Genomic DNA, 25,976 nt, shown 5'->3' on the forward strand with positions numbered 1-25,976 from the left:
TGCTCTTTAAGTACTTCATTGTACATATTTTCAATATACTATTTTAAAAAATAAAAGTCAATAAATATTCAATTAATTTAAATGTGAACTTATTAATTAACTTAATTTTATTTTTACACTATAATATTTATTTCTTAAACTGCTATTTTCTACAATATTTTTATTTATATTAATAAATATTAAAAATTTTTCTGATTAAAATAATTTTTATGATAAAATCCTCTAAATTTGCCGTTAAATATTATATTTTCTCGAGTCTATTATACGTTTACATATAACTATTTTTAAAATATAATATTTGTATAGCATTATAACCCTTTATACTAGGAGGACAGAATGAAAAACTTTTCTTATAAAACTAATGTAAAAAATAATATTATTACTTTATATCCTAAAGAATCTAAATGTAATGTTTGGTATATTATTTCTATAAGTTTTCTCATTGCTTTTATGATATTTAATCTATTCTTTTCAAATCTATTAGTCCTAGATGGTAAATTTCCTTTGCCATGGATTGTATTATTATGTATAACTGCAGTTATAACTATTACTAATTTTAATGAACTTCACTCTTCTAATTATATTATTATCAGTTATATTATAACCATTCCCATGATTTTAAATTATTTATTGTTTAAATTATACATATACATACCTAGTCATATAATTCTTATATTATCTTTAAGTATGTCTATAATCTATAGAGTTACAAAAGAATTCCATAGTAAAAAATATCTAAGAATTATTATGGTGATTTTATCTATATGTACTTTCTTTTCAATTAATTATTACATATATTCTAAGAGAATTATAAAAGATTCTAACCTTAATATTACTGTAAAAAAAGCCATAGGTATGAATTTATATTCTTTATATTCTTTAAATAAAACTGACCTTTCAAATGTAAATATACTTAAAATAAAAAATGTATCTAATCTAAAAGGCTTAGAATACATTGAAAATTTAAAAACCTTGGAAATTAATGATAATGGATTAATTTTAGATTATTTACCTATTACTAAGTTGTATAACTTAAAGACCTTAAGTATACACAGATGCAACTTGAATGTTTTAAGTGAAGTAGCCTTATTGGATAAAATAGATACTTTTAAACTTATATATCCTAAAACTGATTCTATAAATAGTCTGCCATTATTCCCAAAGGTAAAAAATTTAACTATTAACTTTAGCAGTGATTTTCAGCTTTCAACCTTAAAAAATTTTCCTAATGTAGAGGAATTCTCTCTATGTTTAGAAGGTCCTTTAATTGTAGATGGAATAGAAGTTATAAATAATCTAAAAACCTTGAATCTATCCTACGCTTACATATCAGATTATTCTAAACTTTTTGATATACCTACATTGAAAACTATTAATATGAAAAATTGTTATATTGTAAATTTAGAGGATTTCATAAAACAAGCTGAATCTAAAGGTATTAAAGTCATTATGTAGTTTTACATAATGACTTTAATCAAACTGATAATCTCTTTAAAATACATACATATATTATCTATATAACTATTTTTACACTTTCTCCTTCATTGGTTTTTATATCTACAAGAACTAAGCCTTTATAATTTTTATTAAGATACTTAATTGCTTTTTTTAAGTTCTTCATTTCTTTATTATTGATTGCTACCTTAGTTTTACTATTATTTTTTTTCTTATACATGGATTTTAATGCTAAAGGTAGTACAAATATTCCTAGTGAAATACAAACCCTTGGTATACATATATTTTTACTCTTATTTTCCCCTGGTTCTTTTATATTAATAATCATTTACTCAAATCCCCTTAATATATTATTTTAAGCTATTTCTATCAATATTTTATCTCCCTCATCTGTATCTACTTGTACAATTGGTCCTACAACACCTTTATCAATAGCTTCTAATATCATATCCATTTTAATATCATATTTGTCCATACTTTCAATTACATTACTACCAGCTGAAGCCATTATTTTTATAACCTCTAGTGGTATTGTTACTTTAACATTTTCTCCATCGTGAGATTTAATCCTTATATAAAGCATTCTAGTTCCATTGGTTGATTTTGGTATTTTAAAGAATTCATCATCATCTTCGCCTTTCACTTTATCCCCATCGTTCTTTTCTAAGGTTTCTAGAAGTTTACTTGCTTGCTCCCCTGTAAGCTTTCCTTCCTCTACCATTTTTAAAATTCTTAACTTATCTTCCATGATTACTCCCCCTAATTTATATTTTATTTAAAAGTTCGATAGCTTCATCTGAAGTTATCTCGCCATTTTCTAACTTTGTAATTACATGTTTTCTATCAATTTCAAGCTGTTTTTTACTAGATAGCCCTAATACTTCATTTATTTCGTCTAACTTACCCCTTACTGTTGGATAAGAAATTCCTAATGCCTTCTCTACATCTTTTATATTTCCTCTATATTGTAAAAAGGTTTCTACAAACCTTAATTGATCATGATTTAACTTCTCAAACTTTGAAAAAGTAAAATTATTTTCAATTACAGTATTACATTCATCACACTGTAGCCTTTTTATATTCAATTTTCCTGAACAAACAGGACATCTTGTTAATGCCTTATACATTTTTGTCACCTCCTAAATAAAATTATACAGCATATTCTTTTAACTGTAAATATATACATTAAAAATAATTAATATTATTATTCAATAAATTAATTTTAAACGGATATTATATTGATATAATTAATTTCAATATTGATATAATTAATTATACTCATTTTTTTCTAATATATAAAAATCTTATTATAAAAAATTCATTACAAACTTTATAATAAATATCCAAAGATCTAATAACATAAATCTTTTTAAATTGGTAATCATAATTATTGATAAATTTAATATATTTATTAATGTATAATCAATAAATATTATATATAAACTATAAAAATTTTAAATATTCAGTAAATTGATTGAATATTTTTCAAAATAATGGTACAATAATAATTAAAATATATGAAAGTTAAAATTGAGAGGGAGTGAATTTTTATGATGGTAAAACTTACTGTAAGAAGCATTATGAATTTAGGACTATGGGGTAGACTTTGTGAATATAAAGGGTGGGATAAACTTATAGTTAGAGAAGGTTTAATCTCTCTTGATAGTGAAGTTGAATTTGATGATGAATTTTTAAAGAAAGATGTTGTACCAATAGAGAAATTAAATGTATTCTTATTTAATGTAGATACTGAAGATGCTAGATACTGTGGAACATTATTAGCAAGAGACTTAGAAGATGCAAAAATTAGAGTTGGTATGATTCACAATGTAACTAAAATTACAACTGTTCAGGAAATTACCAAGGAGCAGTTATATAATATGAAAAATAAACATATGGTTCTTGCAAGAATACCACTTTAGTCTATAAATGATACTAAAATAAGAAAAATCCCCAGTTAAGTTGAGAATTCTCAATTTAACTGGGGATTTTTCAAACTATAATTTAAATTTCTTTAAACTGCACATTATGGGCATAATGAAGTAATAGATCTCTTTGTACTTCTATTATAGATGTATTAATATTTTCTCCATGAACCCTTAAAGTTACATCACTATGGTCTCCATATCTTTTTAGAAATTTATCCATATCTGAACGTTTAATACTAATTGGCAAAGCATCTCCATTACTTCTAAGTATCATTCCCACAGTTCTTCCTTCATTTCTAAATTTTCTTCCCTTAATTTTTAAATCTCTTAAACTAGCATCTATTATCATAGTAACCCCTCCATATTTACTTAAGTATAATTTTATATATTATATTTAAGTTTATGGAATAATATTACTTTAAATGTTAAATATTAATTTTAAGTTCTACTGGGCAATGGTCTGAACCTAATACTTCTGTATGTATCTTAGCTGAAATTAAATTTTCCTTTAATCTTTCTGAGGTACAGAAATAATCTATTCTCCATCCTGCATTTTTCTCTCTAGCTTTAAATCTATAAGACCACCAAGAATATGTACCTTCTAAATCAGGATAGAAACTTCTAAAGGTATCTATAAAACCAGAATCTAATAATTCAGTGAACTTACTTCTTTCTTCATCAGTAAATCCTGCATTTCTTCTATTATTTTTAGGATTTTTAAGATCTATCTCCTTGTGAGCTACATTTAAATCTCCACAGACTATCACTGGTTTATTTTCATCCAACTTTTTAAGATGTTTTCTAAATTCATCTTCCCAAACCATTCTATAATCAAGTCTCTCTAACTCCGACTTAGAGTTTGGAGTATACACTGTTACAAGATAAAACTTTTCAAACTCTAAGGTAATAACTCTACCTTCTTTGTCATGTTCTTCTATTCCAATGCCATAGGATACATTTATAGGTTCTATCTTTGTAAATATAGCAGTTCCTGAATAACCTTTTTTTTCAGCATAATTCCAATATTGATGATATCCTTCTAAATCAAGTTCTATCTGTCCGCCTTGAACTTTACTTTCTTGAATACAAAACATATCTGCATCTACGTCTTTAAAGAAATCTAAAAATCCTTTTTGAACACAAGCTCTAATGCCATTAACATTCCACGAAATCAACTTCATTTATACTACCTCATTTCCAAAACAAATTATATTCTTTCTACACTTTCTCTTATAACTAATTCAGATGTATACCTATACTCTGATTGTTCCCTTGGTTGTCGTAAAATAATAGATATCAACTCTTCAGTGGCTTTCCTAGCCATTTCTTTTATAGGTTGTTTAAAGGTTGTAAGTGCTGGCGTTATAATTTCAGAAAAAACCAAATCATCAATGCCTATAACAGATAAATCATATGGTATAGATATCTTTACCTTATTGGCAACTTTATAAACTCCATAAGCAATAACATCAGAACAAGCTACTATAGCTGTAACCTTATTATTACAATTTAAAAGTTTTTCAGCTCCTTTAATACCAGTTTCTACATCATGCATAGAAGAGTATGTCCATTCATCATCTATTTCTAAGCCATGCTCTTTCATAGCTTGTCTATACCCTTCCATGCCATCTCCACAATTTGCTAACCAAGGTGTCCCATTAATACATCCTATATTTTTATGTCCTAATTCAATAAGATATTTAGTTGCTTCATAGCCATCACTATAACTATCTAGATACACATTGCAAACGTCTTCACCACTACTAATGCTGCGATGAATAGCTACCATAGGATACTTAATTCGTAATAAATCTTCAAATTGCCAACTTTCTTTTATTAAACTAGGCGCAATTATAATACCATCTACACAGTGCTCTCTCATTAGGTTAATATACTTATGTTCATTTTCTGCATCATTATATGTACTACAAACTAATATGCTGTATCCATGCTCCTCTGCCGTTTCCTCAATACCCTTAATTATTCGCGAAAAATAAAAACTAGAAATATCCGGCAAAATAACCCCAATAAGCTTAGTTTCTCCATTAACCAAACTCCTAGCCATGGCATTCGGTTTATAGTCAAGCTCCTTAATTAAATTTAGTATTCTCTGTTTTGTCTCCTCTGTAGTTTTTGCTGTCTTTCCATTAATAACATTAGAAACCGTAGTTGCCGACACTTGGGCAATCTTCGCAATGTCCTTTATTGTAACCCCCATACAGATTCCTCCTACTTTATGTCATTTATTAAGCTATAAATATATTATATATGATACTCTATTAAACTACAATAGACCATATGCTCCCCAATATTTATGAAGTAAGCACATGGTCTATGTTAATTATTTTTCAATTTCTACTATCTCTTATATTCAATATGTCTAGCCTTAAAATTACAGGAACAAGATCTGTTTATTGTAGTACTTGTCATATATATCCTAACCTTAAGATAGAAAAATATAGTACCACAAATAAGTATAATAAAACCGTATAAATAATTATATCTATATCCCAAATTATTCAAAATAGTTCCACCAAGAAAATTCCCTATAGCTACTGAGAATCCATTAGATAGCATCTTTAATGATGCAAATATATCTCGATGCTCTATGGCTATATTACTCATCATCAGACTATCTAAAGAGTAAATTATAAGCCCAACAGATATACCTCTAATAACTAAGAAAAGTATAAACAATTCACTGTTAGAAACCACTGCTAACATAAGACAACTGATAATTGCAATTATAAATACAGTCAGGTTAAATTTCTTTACCCCCATCCGTTCTATAATCCCAGGCATTAAAATAAGCCCAAACATACTTAAAATAGTTAATGAAAAAGTTATATAAGATATTACATTATTTCCTAAGCCAAAATAATTCTTTAATATTAAATTATTATAAGGTGCTACACCACTAAATCCTATGGCATTAATAAATAAAAGCATAGAAAAAAGTCTAATTTGCTTATCAGACTTTAAGCATTCTATTGTCTCTCTCATACTTTTCTTTACTTCTTCATTTTCTGCTACATTAGTTATATCCTTAGGTAGCAAAAAGCATCTAATAGTTGAAGTCACTATTAGAATTATGGCTGCTAGTATAAATAACTTTTTATACCCTATTCTCGCAAAATATTCTATGCCTGTTATATTTCCAGCTATTAGTGCTCCTACCGCTCCGGCTATTAAATTTACAGAATACTTATAGCTATAGGCACAACATTCCTTTTCTCCTATAGTATATGAATACAACAATTGTAACTCTGTAACATTTATAAGACACGTACCTATATTTATAAGAATTTGACCAAACATAAGAATTATCATTGCTCTAAACCCCATATGAAACCCAACTCCTATGGCACAAATTAATAATCCTATACATAAAATTCTCTTTCTTCCAAGTATTTTAATAAATGGTCCTACAAAAAAGCCTGTCAAAGTAAATAGGGAGCCTAGAGAAAATATTGTTCCTATAGCTTCAGCTGATAAACCTATAAAATCATAATATAAAATTTGCAAGAAGAAAAACATTCCCATGGCCAGAGCGCATAAAGCTTCGCTCGCCACCATTATATGTATATTTTTAGGAAATGTTTTTATTATTTGTAACGTCTTTAATTTACCCATTTTATGTCCACCTTAAATAATCATTCTCTATTTAGGGTAAACAAAATTTCAATACTTATACAAAAAGAGAGCATTATTGCTCTCTTAAAATTAATTATATTCAACTTCTTTTAAGCATAATCCTTTAGCTTGAGCCATTGGTCCAGCTTGTGATCTCTCTTTTGCCTCTAAAATTTTAGCAACATCACTTGGCTTTAACTTACTTTTCCCAACTTCTAAAAGAGTTCCAACTATTATTCTAACCATATTTAAAAGGAATCCATCTCCGTTGACCTCTATTTTAATAGTCTCATCATCCTTTGTTATATCAATATAATTTATAGTTCTAACAGTGGATTTATTATCTGATTTTAAGCTTGTAAAACTCTTAAAATCATGGGTACCAACCAAAACATCTGCAGCTGCCATCATAGCATTTAAATTTATTTCTTCTTCAATGTGGTATGTAAATTTTCTATTAAATACATTTCTATATTTTCCATTGTTTATAGTATACTCATAGGTTTTTGCCTTTGCATTATATCTAGAGTGAAATCTTTCGTGAACATCAGTTACTGATTTTACAACTATATCCTCTGGTAAAAATTCATAAAGATAGTTCAAAATATCTTCATTGGTAAGGGTAGATTTAGTATGAAAATTAGCTATATAGTTTTTAGCATGTACTCCTGTGTCTGTTCTCCCACAACCTATAACTTGAATATCTTCATTAGTCATCTTACTTAATACATTTTCAATTTTATCTTGTATAGTAGCAACATTATCCTTTTGCTTTTGCCACCCTTTATATCTAGTTCCATCATATTCTATTACCATTTTTAAATTTCTCATAAAATCTCCTTTATTATCTCTACTAGTTAAATTCTCTATAGAATAAACAGAGTTCTAACTCTTAGCTCATTCCAATTAAGTATATACTCTTTACTAAAATAAAGCTATAAAATTATGTAGTTATATTATTTAACTGTCTTGCAATTTTTAATTATTCCTTGGTAGAGGTATTCTAAATACTCTACATCCACATTTTCAGCCTTTAAACTATCAATTCTTTCTCTAGCCTTTTCTATAGCCTCTTTTGCTTCTGCATAATCCCTTTGTTTTATAGCATTACTGGTATATTGAAGCAAATAATCTACCTTTAATACAATTTTAGCTAAATCTTCTCTATCATCATTTACTAAATTCAATAAAAGAGAATATATCTTAGGTGATGAGCTATTTCTATGAGTATTTAAAAAGTCATTATTTTTACTATTTTTCTTTGCCATAATATAATTTTTCCCTCCTTAATCCTTAAAACTTTTATCTATTTTCAAACACAACTTTTCCTTTACATAGAGTTTTTATAATATTATACTTATTATCTAATATTACTATATCACAGTCTTTGCCTTTATCTAAACTACCCTTCCTATGAAGTATATTTAAATTCCTAGCTGGATTTGTACTTGCCATAGTGACAGCGTCTTCTAAGGTACATCCAGTGAATTTTATTATATTCTTTACAGCATCTATCATAGTTAAACAACTTCCAGCTAAGGTTGTATCTTCAAGTCTAGCTTCATTTCCAACTTTAATAACCTTTTGTCCACCAAGTTTGTACTCACCATCTTTTAACCCTTTAGCTTCCATAGAATCTGTTATTAATATTATTTTTTCCCTTCCCTTTATTTTATAAACAGCTTTTATAGTATCTTTGTGAAGATGTATTCCATCACATATTATTTCTACACCTAATTCATCAAAAGTAAAACCAGCAGTAACTACTCCAGGCTCTCTGTGATGATGAGGGCTTTGTCCATTGTGAAAATGTGTAACACTGGAAAGACCCTTTTCTACTGCTATTTCTATTTGAGAAAAAGTTCCATCACTATGACCTACTGATGGAATAATATTATTATTTGTAAGACATTTTATAAATTCAAACTCATTGTCTAATTCAGGAGCATACGTAACTTTTTTAATTTTATTGTGAGAATGTTTTATAAGCTCCTTCATTATCTCACTATCTGGGGTTAAAATATAATCCTCAGCCTGAGCTCCCTTATACTTTTTATTTATAAAGGGACCTTCCAAATGAAGTCCAATTATTTCTGCTCCAACTACTTCATTATTATCATTATGGTTTTTAACCTTTAAAGTATTATCAATAGCTTCTCTTATTTTTTTCAAACTTGCAGTCATGGTGGTTGGAAGAAAAGCTGTAACTCCTTCTCCTGGCAATTTATTAGTTAGATTTCTTAAGCCTTCATAATCAGTGTCCATGACATCTATTCCATATCCACCATGGGTATGCTCATCTATAAAGCCAGGTACTGCGTAACATCCTTTTTCTATAACTAAAGGCTCTCCATGGTCTGCAATTTTTCCATCTTTAATATATATTGTTGTATCTGTTAATACCTTTATCATTCCCATTGCCCCTTAAACCTTTATTTTTCACTAACAAAGCAATTATTAATATTCATATTTTATATATTTCCAATCTTACTATTTAAATGAAAAATGCCTCGAAACCCGCATGAATAGAACAAATAGTTAAATAGTTAAATAGTTTCCTATATAGCTATTTGGCTATTTGGCTATTTACCTATTTACCTATCTAAATAGTGAACTATGGAAATAGTACGATATTCTACATTTCATTATAAGATAATCTTACTAAAGGTTAAACATATTTTTATTACTATAGTAGAAAAATTTTTTGTATTTTTTATTAACTATAAACACATGCTATTCGTATATTAATTACTAAAGTCACAAATGATATTTTAAAAAGGAGGATTAAAATGAGTAAAAAATTTATACGTAATTTAAGTTTAGTCCTTGTAATTATAAGTTCTTTTATGTTTGTTGGATGTACTTCTAACACAGGGTCTACCTCAAACTCAACTACAGACAAGGATGAAAATAAAAGTGTATTTAATACTGTGAAAGAAATTGATGATGAAATAATTAAGGGAGCTTCTCAAAACAATCAGAGAAATCCTTCATCCTCAAAAGATGATTTAGCAGTTAAGCCGTCAGAGGGAGATGAAAATATATCCATTGATAGCTCTAATAACCCATCTAATGAAGATCCTGCTCCAATAGCTTCAAAAATAGATACTACTAATCTTAGCAATGAAAAAATAGCATGGTGGTTTAAACCAAATAAACAACATGTGACACCAGAAGTAAATTTAAAATTAAAGTTTGATTTAAATAAATATGATGCTCATTACGTAGGAGATACTAGTAAAAAGGTACTTTATTTAACCTTTGATGAAGGTTATGAAAATGGATATACCCCTAAAATTTTAGATATACTAAAAGCAAATGATGTTAAGGCTATATTCTTTGTAACTTCACCTTATGTAAAAGATAATCCAGATATTATAAAAAGAATGGTAGAAGAAGGTCATATTGTTGGTAATCACACAAATCATCATCCTTCTATGCCAGATGTTACTAGATCAGAGGAGAAATTCAACAATGAATTTTCAGATGTAGAATCAAAGTTTAAAGAAATTACTGGTGAAAATATGCCACTTTATTTCAGACCACCAATGGGTGAATATTCCGAGAAATCTTTAGCTATGACAAAAAATCTAGGTTATAAAACATTATTCTGGAGTTTTGCATATCATGATTGGGATATAAACAAACAACCTGATCCAGTTAAAGCAAAAGATACTATAATGAACGGCTTACACAATGGCGCAATTCTTCTTGTTCATGCAGTTTCTAAGACCAACACAGAAATCCTTGATTCTGTACTAAAAGAAGCCAAAGCACAAGGCTATGAATTTCAACTATTCCAGTAGATTATAAAATATATTACTTTAAAGATGCTCTTAAAATATTTTTAAAATGCATTCTTCCTAAAATATAATAAGCAAGAAAAGGAGTATTAATACATTTATAAGCAGTATTAATGCTCTTTTCTTATAATTATCTTCAATCTTTTCTTTACAATATCATTACTTAAATATATAATTATTGTAACGATACAATAATTATATTTAGAATAATGAAAGGAGTATTAATAATGAACTCTATTTCAATAGAATTAGATAAATCTTCAACAATACCTATGTACCTTCAAGTAGCTAATAAAATTGAAGCATTAATAAAATCTAACACTTTAAAAATTGGTGATAAGCTTCCCCCTATTCGTAAATTAGCTAATGAATTAGAAGTTAATAATGTAACTATAGTTAATGCCTATAAACAACTTGAGATAAACGGATATGTTAACGCTATAAAAGGAAGTGGATATTATGTAGCAGAGCAAGATAATATCTATATGAGTTATGATATTTCATCCTCCCCCTCCAATAGTAGAGGTATAAATTCCGAAAATCTAGATTCACATAATACCTATGTAGCTTCTCCTAACTACCAGGAGGACTTTAAGCTTATGTCTAATGGTCAAATTGCTATGTCTTCAACTACTATTAACTTTGCTAGTGCTACTCCTGATCCAGGTATCTTTCCTTTTGAAGCCTTTAAATCTGCTTTAAATGAAGTCCTAGATAGGGATAAAGGTTACGCATTTGGATACCAAGAAAGCAATGGTTATGAACCTCTTAGATCTTCTTTATGTGATTATTTTCTTCAAGAGTATGGAATAAGTGCTACTCCAGATAGCATTCAAATAGTTTCTGGTGCTCAACAGGGTATTGATATTATTGGTAAAGCTCTACTAAGTCCTGGTGATTATGTTATTACAGAAAATCCTACTTATACAGGAGCTGTTGCAGTATTTAAATCTAGAGGAGCTAATATCATCGGTGTACCCATGGAAGCTGATGGCATAAACTTAAAGTTGTTAGAAGCAAATATTAAAATATATAAACCTAAATTAATATATGTAATGACTCAATTTCAAAATCCTACTACAGCCTCTTATTCTGAAGAAAAACTTAATCAGCTATTAGCTTTAGCTGATAAATACGATTTATATTTGGTGGAGGATGATTCTTTATCTGGACTGTCCTATGATAGTTCTTTTAAGAGCAAAACCCTTAAATCTATGGATAGTAAAAATAGGGTTATCTATATCAAAAGCTTCTCAAAGCTTTTAATGCCTGGACTTAGAATAGGATTTATAATTTCTCCTGAAGCCATAAAAGATGAACTTTTAGCAGCAAAACATACTACTGATATTTCTTCTTCTGGATTAATTCAAAGAGCACTGCAACTTTATTTTAAAAATGGTTACTGGGAAAAACATCTAAAATATATGATAGAGATGTATAAAATAAAATATGATGCCATGAAAGCAGAACTAAAAAAGCTTAAAATATATGGCATAGATTTTATAGATCCTAAAGGTGGTCTTAACTTTTGGGTAACACTTCCTAAGGGTGTTTCTGCTAGTGAGCTATATGTTCAATGTTCAAAAAAAGATGTATTAATTGTTCCTTGCAATGTATTCTATGTAAATAAAGATAAAAATATAGATAACACTTTAAGACTTAGTTATGCTGCCACTAATTTAGAAGAAATTCAAGTTGGCATGAGTATAATTGCTGACTGCCTATCAATGCTTATAAATAAAGGTAAAAGAACCTCTTATATAAGTCCTCTTATATAAGAAAAATAGGTTCTGTATGCAAATAGTAAACTATTTATACAGAACCTTTAATTTTATCCCAAAAGCTTTTCTTCTATATTTATATACTCATGTGCAGCCTTTAATCCTTCTTCTCTCGTATTAAACACCGCTTCTTCACCTAAGGATTTTACAAACTCCATTTTAGTAAGTGCTTTTTTAGGTTGTAGTTGTAGATTGGATATTATCAGTTTTATATTGTGCTTATTACAATGATTGTGTAACCTTTCTAGCGCTGAAATTGCACTGGCATCTAATGCTTGAGTATGCCTCATGTCTAATAATAATACTTCTGCTGCAGTCTCAATTTTACTTATCATCTTAATAAAATCTTGAACTACTCCAAAGAAGAAAGGTCCGTTTACTTCATATATTAAAATTTTATTATTATCAATCTGTATTACTTCTCCATCTTTATTTCTTTTGCTTTTTATTCCTTGAACTTTTTTAATATCTGTAGTTTCAGCTAATCTTCTTATCCATAAGAACATAGCTAGAATCATTCCTATCTCTATAGCTACTACTAAATCAAATACTATAGTAAATACAAAAGTTAAAAGTAAAATTATAATATCACTTTTTGGTGCTTTAAGAAGGGATTTAAAGGTTGACCACTCACCCATATTATAAGAAACTACAATTAATACTGCTGCCAAAGTTGTCATAGGTATCATTTTAGCTAGCGGCATAAATAATAGCATTATTAATAATAAGGTTATAGCATGTACCATTCCTGAAATTGGACTTCTACCACCATTTTTAACATTAGCTGCTGTTCTTGCAATGGCTCCTGTAGCTGGAATTCCTCCAAATAAAGCTGAACCTATATTTCCAATACCTTGAGCAATGAGCTCCATATTTGAATCATGACTATCATCTATCATTCCATCAGCCACAACTGCTGATAGTAAGGATTCTATAGCCGCTAATATGGCAATAGTCATAGCTGGCTTAAATAAAATTTTTATTGTCTCTATTTCAAACATGGGAATTGAAGGCACTGGTATACTAGATGATATTTGTGTATACCTACTACCTATTGTTTCTACTGGTAAATTAAATAACTGAACTGCTAGAGTAGATACAATAAGTGCTATAACGGAACCTGGTATAGTTTTATTTACCTTTGGCCAGAACACCATTATTAGTATACATCCAATTCCAACTAAAAGTGCAGTAATATTTAAAGTGCCTATATTAGAAAGGTAGCTTTGCCACTTAGGTATAAACTCTGCTGGTACATTTTTAATATTAAGCCCTAAAAAATCTTTAACTTGTGTAGATAATAAAGTTATAGCTATCCCACTAGTAAAACCTACAGTTATAGTATGCGGAACATACTTTATAAGATCTCCTAATTTTAATACTCCCATTATAACAAGCATAATTCCAGCCATAAGGGTTGCTATTATAAGACCATTAATACCATACATTTGTACTATAGTATAAACTATAACTACAAAAGCTCCGGTGGGACCTCCTATTTGCACTCTACTTCCACCTAAAAAAGAAATTATAAATCCAGCAACTATAGCAGTGATGAGGCCTTTTTCCGGAGATACTCCAGAAGATATACCTAGTGCAATGGAAAGTGGTAATGCTATTATAGCTACTATAATTCCAGCCATAACATCCTTCATTACTTGCTCTTTAGTAATTTTTTTCTCATTAATAAGAGTAAAAATCTTTGGTGACATCTTTTCTCCATCCTTTACTTTAGCTTTATTTACTCAACAATATTCTATTTTAATACTTATTTCTACTAATAAGTACTAAAGTAGGGTATCGCGGCAACGAACATAGCCTCAGTGGAAGATTATCGTCCTCTGAAGCCTAATGCTTATGCTATTATTTATGGGTGCAAAATAAGCTTTACACCCATAGATATTCTATACCTTGCTATTTGAATTGTCAAATTTATATTCTATATGGAATAATTTACATTTTATAAATTGATAAGGTTCGATCTAAAATACCTGTTAAATACGCAAGTATAACTCCATAGTTAGTTATAGAAACCTTCTTATCTTTGCACTGATTTATTCTATTAATAACAGTTTTTCTATTTATCATACATGCTCCACAATGAATTATCAAATCATATTTTTCAATGTCTTCTGGGAAATCATGGCCAACTCTATATTCATAATTAAGATCAAATCCTACATGCTTATTTAAAAGCTTTGGAATCTTAACTTTTCCTATATCTTCATGAGACACATTATGAGAGCAGCTTTCTGATATAAGTATTCGTGAATTTTCATTAAGGTCTTTGATTTTATTTGCCCCCTCTACAAATACAGATAGGTCTCCTTTATGTCTTGCAAAGAGCATAGAGAAACTAGTTAATTTGATATTAGATGGAACTATTTTATCTACCTTCTTAAAAGCTTGGGAATCTGTTATTACTAAATCTATATCTTTGATATCTTCTAGAGCAGATTCCAATTCTGTATCTCTTACTACATAACTTTTTATTCCATAATCTAAACAATCTCTTATGCATTGAACTTGAGGTAATATTAATCTTCCTTTAGGTGCTTCTGAATCTATAGGTACCACAAGAACAACCTTACTATTATAAGGTAATAAATCACCTATTATGGGCAGTTCCTCTTGATTTTCTTGTACCATAGCTATAATTTTTCCCTTTAAAGTTTCAATTCCTTCACCAGTTATAGAAGATACAAATACTCCTTCGGAAAACTCATTTTTTAAATCTTCTATTTTATTATTATTTAAAATATCTATCTTATTAATGACAAGGATATGTGGCACATTATACTTTTTAAAATTTATCTTTACTTCTTCGTAAGCTTTTATGTCTATATCATCAGAATCCATAACATATAGAGCTAAATCTGTCCTCTTAACTATTTCAAGAGTTTTCTCACTCCTTACAGCTCCAAGCTTGGTATCATCCCAAAGTCCTGCTGTATCAATAAATAGAACTGGACCAATTGGAATTAACTCCATTGCCTTTGAAACTGGGTCTGTAGTAGTTCCCCTTACATCTGAAACTATAGAAATTTCTTGTCTAAGAATTTTATTTAATAATGACGATTTTCCTACATTAGTTTTACCGTATATAGCTATATGAGTTCTATTAGAATTAGGTGTAGTATTCATTCTCTCTCTCCTTCTAATCCATTACTTACGTATCCAGTCTAGATTATCTCCTCTAGTAATATCTAACTGGAATCCTGCACTTTTTATTCTATTTTCAATACAATATCTACATTCTGCTGCTTCATCTCCAGTGCATATCTTTCCATCATAAAGGGAATATTTCTCTCTCACACTTCTTGGTGATAGGTTAGGCATAACAACATTTGCTCCAGCTTTAATTCCCATCTCCCTTCCCAAAGGATTAATACTACCCAGTGCTGTAGTAGCAGGTAATAAAATATTTGGGACTAAAAGTCTTACTAAAGCTAGCATAGTAATAGTTTTTTCTAAAGTACCTGATTTACAATCCTTTAATACTGTGTCCTTATGGGGTATAAAAGGACCCAATCCACACATATGAGGAGATAGTTCTTTTATAAATCTTAAGTCATTAACTAAATCCTTATTTTCTTGTCCAGGTAACCCTACCATAAATCCTGCCCCTATTTGATATCCTATTTCCTTTAGGTTGTATAGGCATTGTCTTCTATTCTCAAAGGTAGCACCTGGATGAAATCTATCATAAAGTTCTTTTGTAGCAGTTTCGTGTCTTAATAAGTATCTATCTGCACCTGCATCATAAAGTTTCTTATAAGATTCATAACTTCTCTCTCCTAAAGAAATTGTTATAGCATTTTCAGGATATCTTTCTTTTATAGCTTTAATAACCTGTACTAATCTTTCATCTGTATAATATGGATCTTCTCCACCTTGTAATACAAAAGTTTTATATCCTAGTTCATCTCCTAGGTCTGCACATTCTAATATCTCTTCTAGAGTAAGTCTATATCTATCAGCATTTTTATTTTCTGCTCTAATTCCACAATAAACACAATTCATGCTACAGTAATTAGTGAATTCAATGAGCCCTCTTATATATACTTTATCTCCATATACTTTCATCCTAGTTTCATGAGCTTTTTCTATTAAATATTTTTTACTTTCTTCATCCAAATTATCTAATATGTGCAATAACTCCTCTGAAGATAAATCATTAGTTAAAGCTAACTTATCTATTAAATCTCTTATCATAATTTTCCCCTTTACAATATAATTCTATAATATCCTTAACCTAAAATAAAAGTCTAGCCATCTTAATATAGAAAGAAAGCTAGACCCATAATATATAATAATACCTATGGTTCTGGTTTTATAGTTTTCTTTCAGATTAGATTATTCTATCTTTTCCGTTAGATTTTTAAACCTTTACATTTATTTTTATGAAAATTTAAATTTAGTATTCCATCTTTAGAATAATACTTTATTATAATAAATTCAAGCCATTTATTGCAGTGACTTGAATAAAACAATTATTTATTGATTATTATATAATCTATTATAATAAGTTTCATCTATAGAAGGATTCTTTATGATAATTACTCCTTGAAAATAATCAGTAGTTACCCCTGGTTTTTTTCCTATAATTCCTCCAATTTCTTCTCCAGCTACATTTTCTTGTGGATATAATGCATCATCTGGAAATGGAAAATATATAGGAGTAAATTTTCTTCTATATGGACTTCTTGAATTGTTTAAATCTATTACCATATCCTCTTTATCTAGCTTTATTTCTTCGAGAATCGTATTTAAATCTTCTCTTGCTGTATTTATTTGTATTTGTGTATTATCAAAATCAAATTTACCTTTTTGGTATATAACATTAATCCCTAAAATCTTATCCTTAAATTTCTTATCCTTTGCAATTTTTGCTCCTAAAAAGTCTACATCTAAAACTTTATGTTGATAGCTATATACCTGGTATACATGAATATAACATCTTTTCATATTCATATCTTTATAGAAACTATTCAAATTATCATATAAATATTGAGAATATTTTTCATTTCCATTTTTATTATTTGAATCATCTTGATGATATGTTTTCATAATTTCTTGCAAATTTTTTATATTATCTAAAACAATTTTTATGTTATTTAAATCATCATTTAAGGCTTCTTTATATTCTTCCTCATTGGCATTAATATCACTATAAAAATTATCTATATGCTTTAAAATTATTTCATTTCTTTTTTCTAATTCCTCATCATTACTTATATTTGTTATAATCTCTTCACTTTTTAAATTTTCCAAAAAATTATTTATATTTTCCATTTGCTTCTCTGTTAAATCTGGATTTCTACTAATTATCCTTTTAAAATATAAATCAATAAATTCATAGGATTCTCTTATACCTATTCCAACAATATTTAATTTTTTATTATCATTAAGTTGGCTATTTTTTAGATATAATTTTTTTAGCATATCCTGCTTTGAATCTCCAATAAATGCATATCCCATAGAACTATTATTATACGATTCTAATAAGGCTTCATCTCCAGTCTGCAAGTATTCATTTATTATTGCAGCTTCTGCATACCCTACATCAACTAAAAAATATTTTAATTTCCATGTATCCATTAAATAAGATATAAATTTATATTGAATTTGTTCATTCTCCTTTATTCCAATTTCTTCATTAGTTAAAATTATTTTTTTATCTTTTATACTGCTATCAAAAATTTCTAATGCAGAATAATCCTCATAATTAGTAAAATCTATATTAGAAGAATTTTTGCCTATATAGCTTTTCTCATTAGCTGGCAATGATATGTACATTCCTCCTATTAAAAGGATAAATCCTATCACAAAGGCAAGGGTAATAATAATTTCTTTTTTTATTTTATAATTCAATATGTCTCCCCCTTTTTATCGTAAAATTCATATCCATAATATATCTAAATTATACTTAATATTGAATTATATGTAAACCTAATTATGCTTTACTTATATGTTGTTATATATTTTTCAATATCTTTAATCATGGGGAAAATTTCTTTTAAAAATAAGACTCAACCTACCATATCTAATGATAAATTGAGTCTTAATAACTATCTTGTTAAGTAAGCATATAATAATTTTATTGTTCCTTCTAAAGCTGTGTAGTGAGTTCTTTCCATTCCATGAGAAGCATGAACTCCAGGTCCTATTAGTGCACCTTTAATATTATTTCCACCACTAAGTGCTGCTCCAACATCTGAACCATACATTGGATAAATGTCTACAGCATATTTTATTTCGTTGCTTTTAGCAAGATTTACTAGGTCTGTAGTCATATTAAAATCATATGGCCCATTAGAATCCTTAGCACAGATAGAAACATCATATTCTGTACAAGATAAATCTTCTCCAATACATCCCATATCTACAGCTATCATTTCTGTTATATCTGATGGTATATAAGCTGAACCATGTCCAACTTCTTCATAAACAGATATAAATACTTTAGTAGTATAGGTAGGAACTATCTTTTCGCTACTTAATATATGAAGAAGATTCATTAAACATGCAACGCTACCTTTATCATCTATAAATCTAGATTTCAAAAATCCACTTTCTGTTATAGTAGTTTTAGGATCTATAAATATAAAATCTCCAGGGCATATGCCTAGTTTTTCTACATCTTCTTTAGATTTTACAACTTCATCAAGTCTTACTTCCATATTCTTTGGATCACGAGCTTTAGATTTTGCATCTTCATACACGTGAATAGCAGGACTAGTGCTTAAGAATGTTCCATTATATATTTTTCCATCTCTAGTTCTAACCTTACAATATTCAGCATCTAAAGTAGGAACTATTGGTCCTCCAATTAAAGTAAACTTTAAAGTACCCTCACTAGAAATAGATCTTACCATAGCTCCTAATGTATCTACATGTGCAGATAACCCTATTACTTTGTCATTACTCTTTCCAGGAACAGTTATAACTCCACAGCCTTTAACAGTCTTTTCAAAAGTATAACCTAACTCTTCTGTCATTGATTGGATTTTATCCATAACTTCATAACAAAATCCACTTGGGCTATCAATAAGCAATATTTCTTTTGCTGTATTTAAAACCTTTTCTTTGTTTACTGTTATCATTTTTCGCCCTCCCATTAATATAAATTTTATATTTCTATTATTCTATCATCTTAGATATAAAGTAATTAATTTTTAAAATATCTAAATAATTATAATAGTCATATAATTTAGTCTCTCTAAATATTATAATATTCATCTATAAATTATTAAAGGGTTTATAAAAATATTTTTTGTAAAGTTTTCTATTTCATAAACTAACCTAACCATACTAAGTTAGTTTCCCACTAAAAAATAATCTGCGAATCCCTATAAAGAGAATATATTTATTCCCAAATAAGGTGCGCAGATTATTTTATACATTCTTACAATGTTCCATATTCATCTTTATCAAAAATAATTAAGGCTCTCGTTAATTCTTCCACATGCTCCTTTTCATCCCTAGTTATTTCATTTATGATTTTAATTAAAGTATCGTTATTTATATTTCTCACAAATTGTTCATAAAGTAAAATAGCCTCTAGCTCTCCTTTTATTCCTTCTCTAATAGTTACAAGCAGATTAACTTCCTTATCATATTTATTAGTGTAGTCTTTATACTTCTCTTTAGATGATATATCTACATGTTCTTTGGCTTCTTCCTGTAATTCCGCCTGTTCTGGATCAACACATCTTAGAGCGTTTAAAAACATTGCATAATGCCTTTTTTCATCTTCCATAATATGATGAAATAATTCTTTAAGTTCTTTGTTTTCTGTAACTGCTATAAAATGACTATAATCATTTATTGCTACAACTTCTGCAATAAGTCCTTCTCTTAAAAAGTCTTCAATACTTTTTGCTATGCCTTGTGGTTGTCTTTCAGTAGTATAACTCATAATATCCACCTTAATTATTTATCTACATTGTATATATATTAAAAGTGATTTTATCTTATGAGTGGTTCTATGAATTATATAGTCCTATACAAAAAACAATTCTAAAAAATCTTCTTTATCTATATTACCAAAATAATTCTTTATATTAATATTATCTATAACTCCCTGAATCTCTTCAGTATTATGCTTTTTACCTATAAGAGCTTTTTCAATATCTTCAATATTTCCTTCTCCAAAGAAATCTCCAAAAATTTTTATGTGCTTCATTATACCCTTTTCAACATCAATACTTAATTCTATAGTACCAGCAGATAACTTTTTCTCATTATAAAAGTTATATTTGGGCGACTGTCCAAAATTCCACTGCCAAGTTTCATATTTAGTTTTAACTAGATTTTTAACCTCTTCAATTTCCTCATTATCTAAAGTAGTTATAACCTTATCTTTTTCTTCTCTACCGATATACTCGAATATTTTATTTTTAAAATCTGTAACACTAAAGGATTCCTTTAAATGTTCACTAATATTTGTAATTCTACTAGATACAGATTTAACTGCTTTATCTGAAAATTTTATGGGTTTAGAAATTAAAGCATCACTTAAGTTAACTATGTCAGAAGAAAATAATAAAGTCCCATGATGCATTACTCTATTTTTATATTTACATTGAGCATTTCCAGAAAACTTTTTACCATCTATTAAAAGATCATTTCTCCCTGAAAACTCTGCCTTTACTCCTAATTCATTTAATACACCTATGATTGGAATAACAAAGGTCTCAAAATTATTAAACTTTTTTCCATCATCCTCAACTATAAATGTAAAGTTTAGATTCCCAAGATCATGAAAAACAGCTCCGCCTCCACTTTGTCTCCTTACAACTTTTATATCATGCTTTTTAATATATTCCTCATTAATTTCTGATAAAGTATTTTGATTTTTTCCAACAACTATACACGGTTCATCTCTCCAAAGTACAAAATATTCACCATTCACTTCTCTTAATAAATATTCCTCTAGAGCTAAATTAAAATAAGGATCTGTGCAATTATTATCAATATATCTCATTTTTTCTCCTTTTTATTTTGAATATAATGTAATGCATATTTTAAAAATAGTAGTTACTTATTTATACTGTGTATAGCTTCTTTATTTAATCCTAAGACAGCTTCATGTAGTGCCTCCCCTAATGTTGGATGACTATGAACCACTTCTTTCAGCTCTGACACCGTCATTTTCTTTTCAACCATTATAGTGCCTTCTAGTATTAAATCTGACCCATGGGGTCCAAGAATGTGCACACCTAAAATCACATTATTTTCATCGCTTATAACTTTTACCAAACCTTCACCTTCACCTAAAGCTAAAGCTTTTCCATTGGCACCAAACAAGAATTTATTTTTTTTATAGTTTATTCCCTTTTCTTTAGCTTCTTCTTCTGTAATTCCTACTACTGCTATTTCAGGAAAAGTAAAAATACAAGAAGGAATCACTGCTTTATGACAAGGTTTATTTAATAATATATGTTCCACAGTTTCTACCCCTTGGTGAGAAGCTGCATGAGCAAGAAGTGAAATCCCATTAACATCTCCAACAGCATATACACCCTTTAAAGAAGTTTCATAATTATCGTCAACTACTATGCCTTTTTTATATGTGTCAATTCCTAACCTATCCACATCAATACCTTCAAAATTAGGTTTTCTTCCCTTTGCAAGAAGTACTTTCTCCCCTCTTACTTCAAAGTCACCTTTCTTACACTGACATTGTATAACTATTTCTTCAGCCTCTCTAAAACTCATAACTTTAGTTGAAGTAAGAATCTCTATTCCAGACTTTTTTGCCATAGCTGAATATCTCTTTGAAATATCTTTATCTATATCGTATAGTATAGAATTTCTCGCAACTATCACTGTAACTTTACTTCCCATAGCATTAAAAATGCTGGCAAACTCCATTCCAATTACTCCACCACCTATAACTACTAAGGATTTTGGTATATGATTAAAATCTAAAAGTTCAGTGCTTGTTATAATATTTTTACTATCATATACTCCTTCAATGGATGGGATTTCAGCTTGAGATCCAGTAGCTATAATTATATTTTTGCCTTTAATAGTTATTTCTTCTTCGTTGCATACTGTTACAGTATTTTTATCAATTAATGTAGCTTTACCCCTTATAAGTTCTACATTATTTCCCTTTAAAAGAGCTTCTATTCCAGTTACTAAAGTTTTTATAATGCTTCCTTTTCTTTCTTGAATTTTATCTACATCTATTTCAGGATTATTTGCTTTAATACCAAAGTCTTCAATATGCCTTAAGTTATTAAAAAGTTCTGCAGTTCTATATATGGTTTTAGTTGGAATACACCCATAATTTAAACATGTCCCACCTAAATTTTCTTTTTCTATAAGACACACTTTTGCTCCTAATTGCGCTGCTCTAATGGCAGCCACATAACCACCAGGTCCTCCACCTATTACAATTATATCTTTCATAACTACACTCCTCGTATTAATATGTTCTGTTTGAATTACTATATCAACTTTATACACAAGCTTATTTTAGTTAAAACTTTAACAAATCTTTATAAAAAGGCATTAATATAATCTTTGACATTATTATATTAATGCCTATAAATTTTAATTCTTAAAAAGTTACTTACTCCACTTTAAGATTGGTGTTCTTGCTGCTTTAACTTGATCTAACCTTCTTACTAAAGCATTTTGAGGAGCTTCATGTAAAACTTCTGGATTCTCCTTAGCTTCTATAGCTATTATCTTCATAACTTCAACAAACTCATTGATGGACTCTAAGCTTTCACTTTCAGTTGGTTCTATCATAAGAGCATCTTCAACTATTAGCGGAAAATAAACTGTTGGTGGATGTACACCATAGTCAATCAATCTTTTAGCTACATCTAAAGTTGATATATGATTTGGGTTATCTTTTAAACCAGCAAAGATAACTTCATGCTTACATACCTCATCTATAGCTACCTTATAATAATCTTTCAAAGCTTCTTTTATATAATTTGCATTTAATACAGCATTCTCTGAAGCAGCTTTCAGTCCTTCTCTTCCCATAGTTAGTATATAGGTATAGGCTCTAACTAACACTCCAAAGTTCCCATAAAAACTTCTTACTTTTCCAATAGAATCAGGTCTATCATAATCAAATACAAACTTCTCTTCTTCCTTTTTTATAATTGGAACCGGAAGAAACTTAGAAAGTTTACCACATACGCCTACTGGACCTGCTCCTGGACCACCACCACCATGTGGTGTTGAAAATGTTTTATGAAGATTTAAATGACACACATCAAATCCCATATCACCAGGACGAGCTTTTCCCATAATAGCATTTAAGTTTGCTCCATCATAGTATAAAAGTCCGCCTGCTTCATGAACCAACTTACTTATATCCTCTATATTTTTCTCAAACAAACCTAAAGTATTTGGATTTGTAAGCATCAGTCCCGCTATTTCATCATTTAAAACTTTTTTTAGTTCTTCTATTGAAACCAATCCATCCTTATCAGATTTAATTTCAACTATTTCAAAACCTGCCACTTTTGCACTTGCAGGATTTGTACCATGAGCTGAGTCAGGAACTATTATTTTTTTACGTTTAAAATCATTTCTACTTTCATGATATGCTTTTATTAATAAAAGTCCTGTGAATTCACCATGAGCTCCAGCAGCGGGTTGCAATGTAAAATCATCCATACCTGTAATTTCACATAACTTTAAGGAAAGGTCGTGGATAAGTTCTAATGCACCTTGTACATTTTCTGCTGATTCTTTAGGATGAATTTTACTAAAACCAGAAAACATAGCCACATCTTCATTAATTTTAGGATTATATTTCATAGTACAAGACCCTAGAGGATAGAACCCCTTATCTACACAATAGTTTTTATTAGAAAGAGCAGTGTAATGTCTAACTACATCAACTTCACTTACTTGTGGAAGATATGCATCCTCTTCTCTTAACATATTTTTAGGTATAACAGACTCTATATTTATATCCTCCACATCTATTTGTGGAAGCGTATAACCTACTTTACCCTCACATGATAGTTCAAAGATAACTTTATTATAACTTTTCATTATATCTCCTCCATCACTTTAACTAATTTGTCTATTTCATCCTTTGATCTTTTTTCTGTTACACAAAGCAACATAGAATTCTTATATTGAGGGTAATCTTCTTCTAATATATATCCACCTAAAATATTATTATCTAGTAATTTGTTATTTATTTCACATAAGCAAGTATCAGATTTTACTGCAAACTCTTTAAAAAATGGTTTATTGAATAGAGGCTTATATTTACCACTCTCTATTAATTGATTAAAAGCATAGTGAGACTTTTTGATGCATTGAGCTCCAATTTCTTTTATACCTTCTTTTCCTATGGTAGCCATATATACAGCAGCACCTATTGCCATTAATGTTTGATCAGAACATATATTAGAGGTAGCTTTTTCTCTTCTTATATGTTGTTCTCTTGCTTGAAGTGTTAATACATATCCTTTGTTACCATGACTGTCGTCAGTTTCTCCAACAATTCTACCTGGCATTTTTCTCATAAGCTTTTTAGTAGTATTTAGAAATCCTAGACCTGGTCCTCCAAAGTTAATATTAGCACCAAGACTTTGACCATCCCCTATAGCTATATCTGCCCCTAATTCACCAGGGCTTTTTAAAACACCTAAAGATAATGGATCCACACTCATAATAAGTAAAGATTTATTTAAATGGATATCCTTCTCTAATTCCTCTACCTCTTCTATAATTCCAAAGAAGTTCGGACTTTGTATAATAACTCCTGCTACATCTTTATTTAATAATGATTTTACCTTCTCAATATCTGTAACTCCATCACTTTCATCAACTTCTAATAAATCGTACCCTTTATATTTTAGATAAGTTTTTAAAACTTGTCTTGTGTCCGGATGTACTGTTTTAGAAACTATTATGGTATTTCGCTTTGTATTTTCTATAGCCATTACAGAAGCTTCTACTGCTGCTGTAGCCCCATCATACATAGATGAGTTTGAAACTTCCATACCTGTTAAGTTACAAATCATAGTTTGATACTCAAAAACTGCTTGTAAAGTTCCTTGGCTAATTTCAGGTTGATATGGAGTATAAGCTGTATAAAATTCTGTTCTTCCAGTTAAATGTTTACATATAGAAGGAACATAATGATCATACACGCCTGCACCTAAAAAACAAATAAAATCTTCTATAGATTTATTTTTTTTAGCTAAGTTAGTCATTATTTTCTCAACTTCTAACTCAGATAAACCTTTATCAATGTTTAATTCTCTATTTAATTTTAAATTATCCGGAATATCTTTAAATAAATCCTCTATTGATTTTACAGAAATAAAATCAAGCATTTGATTTTTTTCTCTTTCTGTAATAGGAATATAAGGAAACAT

The 25,976-nt window shown here is 28.8% G+C and carries 24 protein-coding genes; 4 read left to right on the forward strand and 20 right to left on the reverse strand.

All coding sequences use genetic code 11. From position 1 onward, the window contains the following. Positions 1 to 336: 336 nt before the first annotated feature. On the forward strand, positions 337 to 1,455 hold the full coding sequence (locus B3J31_RS14485; RefSeq protein WP_346868555.1) for a hypothetical protein: 1,119 nt from the start codon (positions 337 to 339) through the stop codon (positions 1,453 to 1,455). Between the two features lie 58 nt (positions 1,456 to 1,513). Here B3J31_RS14485 and B3J31_RS14490 read toward each other — a convergent pair whose 3' ends face one another. The 3 genes from B3J31_RS14490 to B3J31_RS14500 are packed head-to-tail and all read right to left on the reverse strand — an operon-like array spanning position 1,514 to position 2,582. Then, entirely contained in the window at positions 1,514 to 1,783 is a 270-nt protein-coding gene (locus B3J31_RS14490; protein WP_346868554.1) for a hypothetical protein, read from the reverse strand. A gap of 27 nt (positions 1,784 to 1,810) precedes the next feature. Beyond that, the gene (locus B3J31_RS14495) at positions 1,811 to 2,203 is read right to left on the reverse strand and encodes an SHOCT-like domain-containing protein (RefSeq protein ID WP_346868553.1); all 393 of its coding nucleotides are present in this window, start codon (positions 2,201 to 2,203) and stop codon (positions 1,811 to 1,813) included. Positions 2,204 to 2,219: 16 nt separating this feature from the next. Continuing rightward, positions 2,220 to 2,582, reverse strand: coding sequence for a DUF2089 domain-containing protein (locus B3J31_RS14500; RefSeq protein ID WP_346868552.1), 363 nt, complete (start codon positions 2,580 to 2,582; stop codon positions 2,220 to 2,222). Between the two features lie 423 nt (positions 2,583 to 3,005). Here B3J31_RS14500 and B3J31_RS14505 point away from each other — a divergent pair, with 423 nt between their 5' ends. Next, positions 3,006 to 3,377: a hypothetical protein gene (locus B3J31_RS14505; RefSeq protein WP_150846138.1), complete on the forward strand. Its 372-nt coding sequence runs from the start codon at positions 3,006 to 3,008 to the stop codon at positions 3,375 to 3,377. Positions 3,378 to 3,459: 82 nt separating this feature from the next. On the opposite strand, the gene B3J31_RS14510 is transcribed toward B3J31_RS14505, so the two are convergent. The 7 genes from B3J31_RS14510 to nagA form a co-directional block, all read right to left on the reverse strand. After that, complete coding sequence (locus tag B3J31_RS14510) at positions 3,460 to 3,732, reverse strand: hypothetical protein (RefSeq protein WP_346868551.1); 273 nt, start codon at positions 3,730 to 3,732, stop codon at positions 3,460 to 3,462. 76 nt (positions 3,733 to 3,808) lie between these two features. After that, positions 3,809 to 4,564, reverse strand: a complete 756-nt coding sequence (locus B3J31_RS14515) for an exodeoxyribonuclease III (protein ID WP_346868550.1) — start codon at positions 4,562 to 4,564, stop codon at positions 3,809 to 3,811. Between the two features lie 26 nt (positions 4,565 to 4,590). Continuing rightward, the gene (locus tag B3J31_RS14520) at positions 4,591 to 5,601 is read right to left on the reverse strand and encodes a substrate-binding domain-containing protein (protein ID WP_346868549.1); all 1,011 of its coding nucleotides are present in this window, start codon (positions 5,599 to 5,601) and stop codon (positions 4,591 to 4,593) included. Between the two features lie 140 nt (positions 5,602 to 5,741). Continuing rightward, positions 5,742 to 7,016, reverse strand: coding sequence for an MFS transporter (locus tag B3J31_RS14525; RefSeq protein ID WP_346868548.1), 1,275 nt, complete (start codon positions 7,014 to 7,016; stop codon positions 5,742 to 5,744). Between the two features lie 90 nt (positions 7,017 to 7,106). After that, a complete protein-coding gene (gene truA / locus B3J31_RS14530) occupies positions 7,107 to 7,847 on the reverse strand; it encodes a tRNA pseudouridine(38-40) synthase TruA (RefSeq protein ID WP_207656797.1) in 741 nt (246 codons plus the stop codon). A 125-nt stretch (positions 7,848 to 7,972) separates the two neighbouring features. Next, the gene (locus B3J31_RS14535) at positions 7,973 to 8,284 is read right to left on the reverse strand and encodes a hypothetical protein (RefSeq protein ID WP_150846142.1); all 312 of its coding nucleotides are present in this window, start codon (positions 8,282 to 8,284) and stop codon (positions 7,973 to 7,975) included. Between the two features lie 34 nt (positions 8,285 to 8,318). Continuing rightward, on the reverse strand, positions 8,319 to 9,428 hold the full coding sequence (gene nagA / locus B3J31_RS14540) for an N-acetylglucosamine-6-phosphate deacetylase (RefSeq protein WP_346868547.1): 1,110 nt from the start codon (positions 9,426 to 9,428) through the stop codon (positions 8,319 to 8,321). A gap of 377 nt (positions 9,429 to 9,805) precedes the next feature. On the opposite strand from nagA, the gene pdaA reads away from it, so the two are divergent. Beyond that, on the forward strand, positions 9,806 to 10,822 hold the full coding sequence (gene pdaA / locus B3J31_RS14545) for a delta-lactam-biosynthetic de-N-acetylase (RefSeq protein WP_346868546.1): 1,017 nt from the start codon (positions 9,806 to 9,808) through the stop codon (positions 10,820 to 10,822). A 224-nt stretch (positions 10,823 to 11,046) separates the two neighbouring features. Continuing rightward, positions 11,047 to 12,597 (forward strand): PLP-dependent aminotransferase family protein, encoded by a 1,551-nt coding sequence (locus B3J31_RS14550; protein WP_346868545.1) that lies wholly within the window; start codon positions 11,047 to 11,049, stop codon positions 12,595 to 12,597. 53 nt (positions 12,598 to 12,650) lie between these two features. On the opposite strand, the gene B3J31_RS14555 is transcribed toward B3J31_RS14550, so the two are convergent. The 10 genes from B3J31_RS14555 to gcvPA form a co-directional block, all read right to left on the reverse strand. Next, positions 12,651 to 14,312: a sulfate permease gene (locus tag B3J31_RS14555; RefSeq protein WP_150846145.1), complete on the reverse strand. Its 1,662-nt coding sequence runs from the start codon at positions 14,310 to 14,312 to the stop codon at positions 12,651 to 12,653. 241 nt (positions 14,313 to 14,553) lie between these two features. Further along, entirely contained in the window at positions 14,554 to 15,744 is a 1,191-nt protein-coding gene (gene hydF / locus B3J31_RS14560; RefSeq protein ID WP_150846146.1) for a [FeFe] hydrogenase H-cluster maturation GTPase HydF, read from the reverse strand. Positions 15,745 to 15,765: 21 nt separating this feature from the next. Continuing rightward, positions 15,766 to 16,815: a [FeFe] hydrogenase H-cluster radical SAM maturase HydE gene (hydE, locus tag B3J31_RS14565; RefSeq protein ID WP_150846147.1), complete on the reverse strand. Its 1,050-nt coding sequence runs from the start codon at positions 16,813 to 16,815 to the stop codon at positions 15,766 to 15,768. Between the two features lie 282 nt (positions 16,816 to 17,097). Further along, positions 17,098 to 18,474, reverse strand: coding sequence for a hypothetical protein (locus tag B3J31_RS14570; RefSeq protein WP_346868544.1), 1,377 nt, complete (start codon positions 18,472 to 18,474; stop codon positions 17,098 to 17,100). A 197-nt stretch (positions 18,475 to 18,671) separates the two neighbouring features. After that, entirely contained in the window at positions 18,672 to 19,706 is a 1,035-nt protein-coding gene (locus B3J31_RS14575; protein ID WP_346868543.1) for a M42 family metallopeptidase, read from the reverse strand. Positions 19,707 to 20,008: 302 nt separating this feature from the next. Then, positions 20,009 to 20,521: a ferritin family protein gene (locus tag B3J31_RS14580; protein ID WP_346868542.1), complete on the reverse strand. Its 513-nt coding sequence runs from the start codon at positions 20,519 to 20,521 to the stop codon at positions 20,009 to 20,011. Positions 20,522 to 20,605: 84 nt separating this feature from the next. Next, complete coding sequence (locus tag B3J31_RS14585; RefSeq protein ID WP_346868541.1) at positions 20,606 to 21,589, reverse strand: lipoate--protein ligase; 984 nt, start codon at positions 21,587 to 21,589, stop codon at positions 20,606 to 20,608. Between the two features lie 53 nt (positions 21,590 to 21,642). After that, positions 21,643 to 23,022: a dihydrolipoyl dehydrogenase gene (gene lpdA, locus B3J31_RS14590; RefSeq protein WP_346868540.1), complete on the reverse strand. Its 1,380-nt coding sequence runs from the start codon at positions 23,020 to 23,022 to the stop codon at positions 21,643 to 21,645. 159 nt (positions 23,023 to 23,181) lie between these two features. Next, positions 23,182 to 24,636: an aminomethyl-transferring glycine dehydrogenase subunit GcvPB gene (gene gcvPB, locus B3J31_RS14595; protein WP_150846153.1), complete on the reverse strand. Its 1,455-nt coding sequence runs from the start codon at positions 24,634 to 24,636 to the stop codon at positions 23,182 to 23,184. Continuing rightward, positions 24,636 to 25,976 (reverse strand): aminomethyl-transferring glycine dehydrogenase subunit GcvPA, encoded by a 1,341-nt coding sequence (gene gcvPA / locus B3J31_RS14600; protein WP_346868539.1) that lies wholly within the window; start codon positions 25,974 to 25,976, stop codon positions 24,636 to 24,638. The genes gcvPB and gcvPA overlap by 1 nt, the downstream gene beginning before the upstream one ends.

The organism is Clostridium sp. UBA5988 (assembly GCF_002435615.1).
Lineage (GTDB): Bacteria > Bacillota > Clostridia > Clostridiales > Clostridiaceae > Clostridium_J > Clostridium_J sulfidigenes.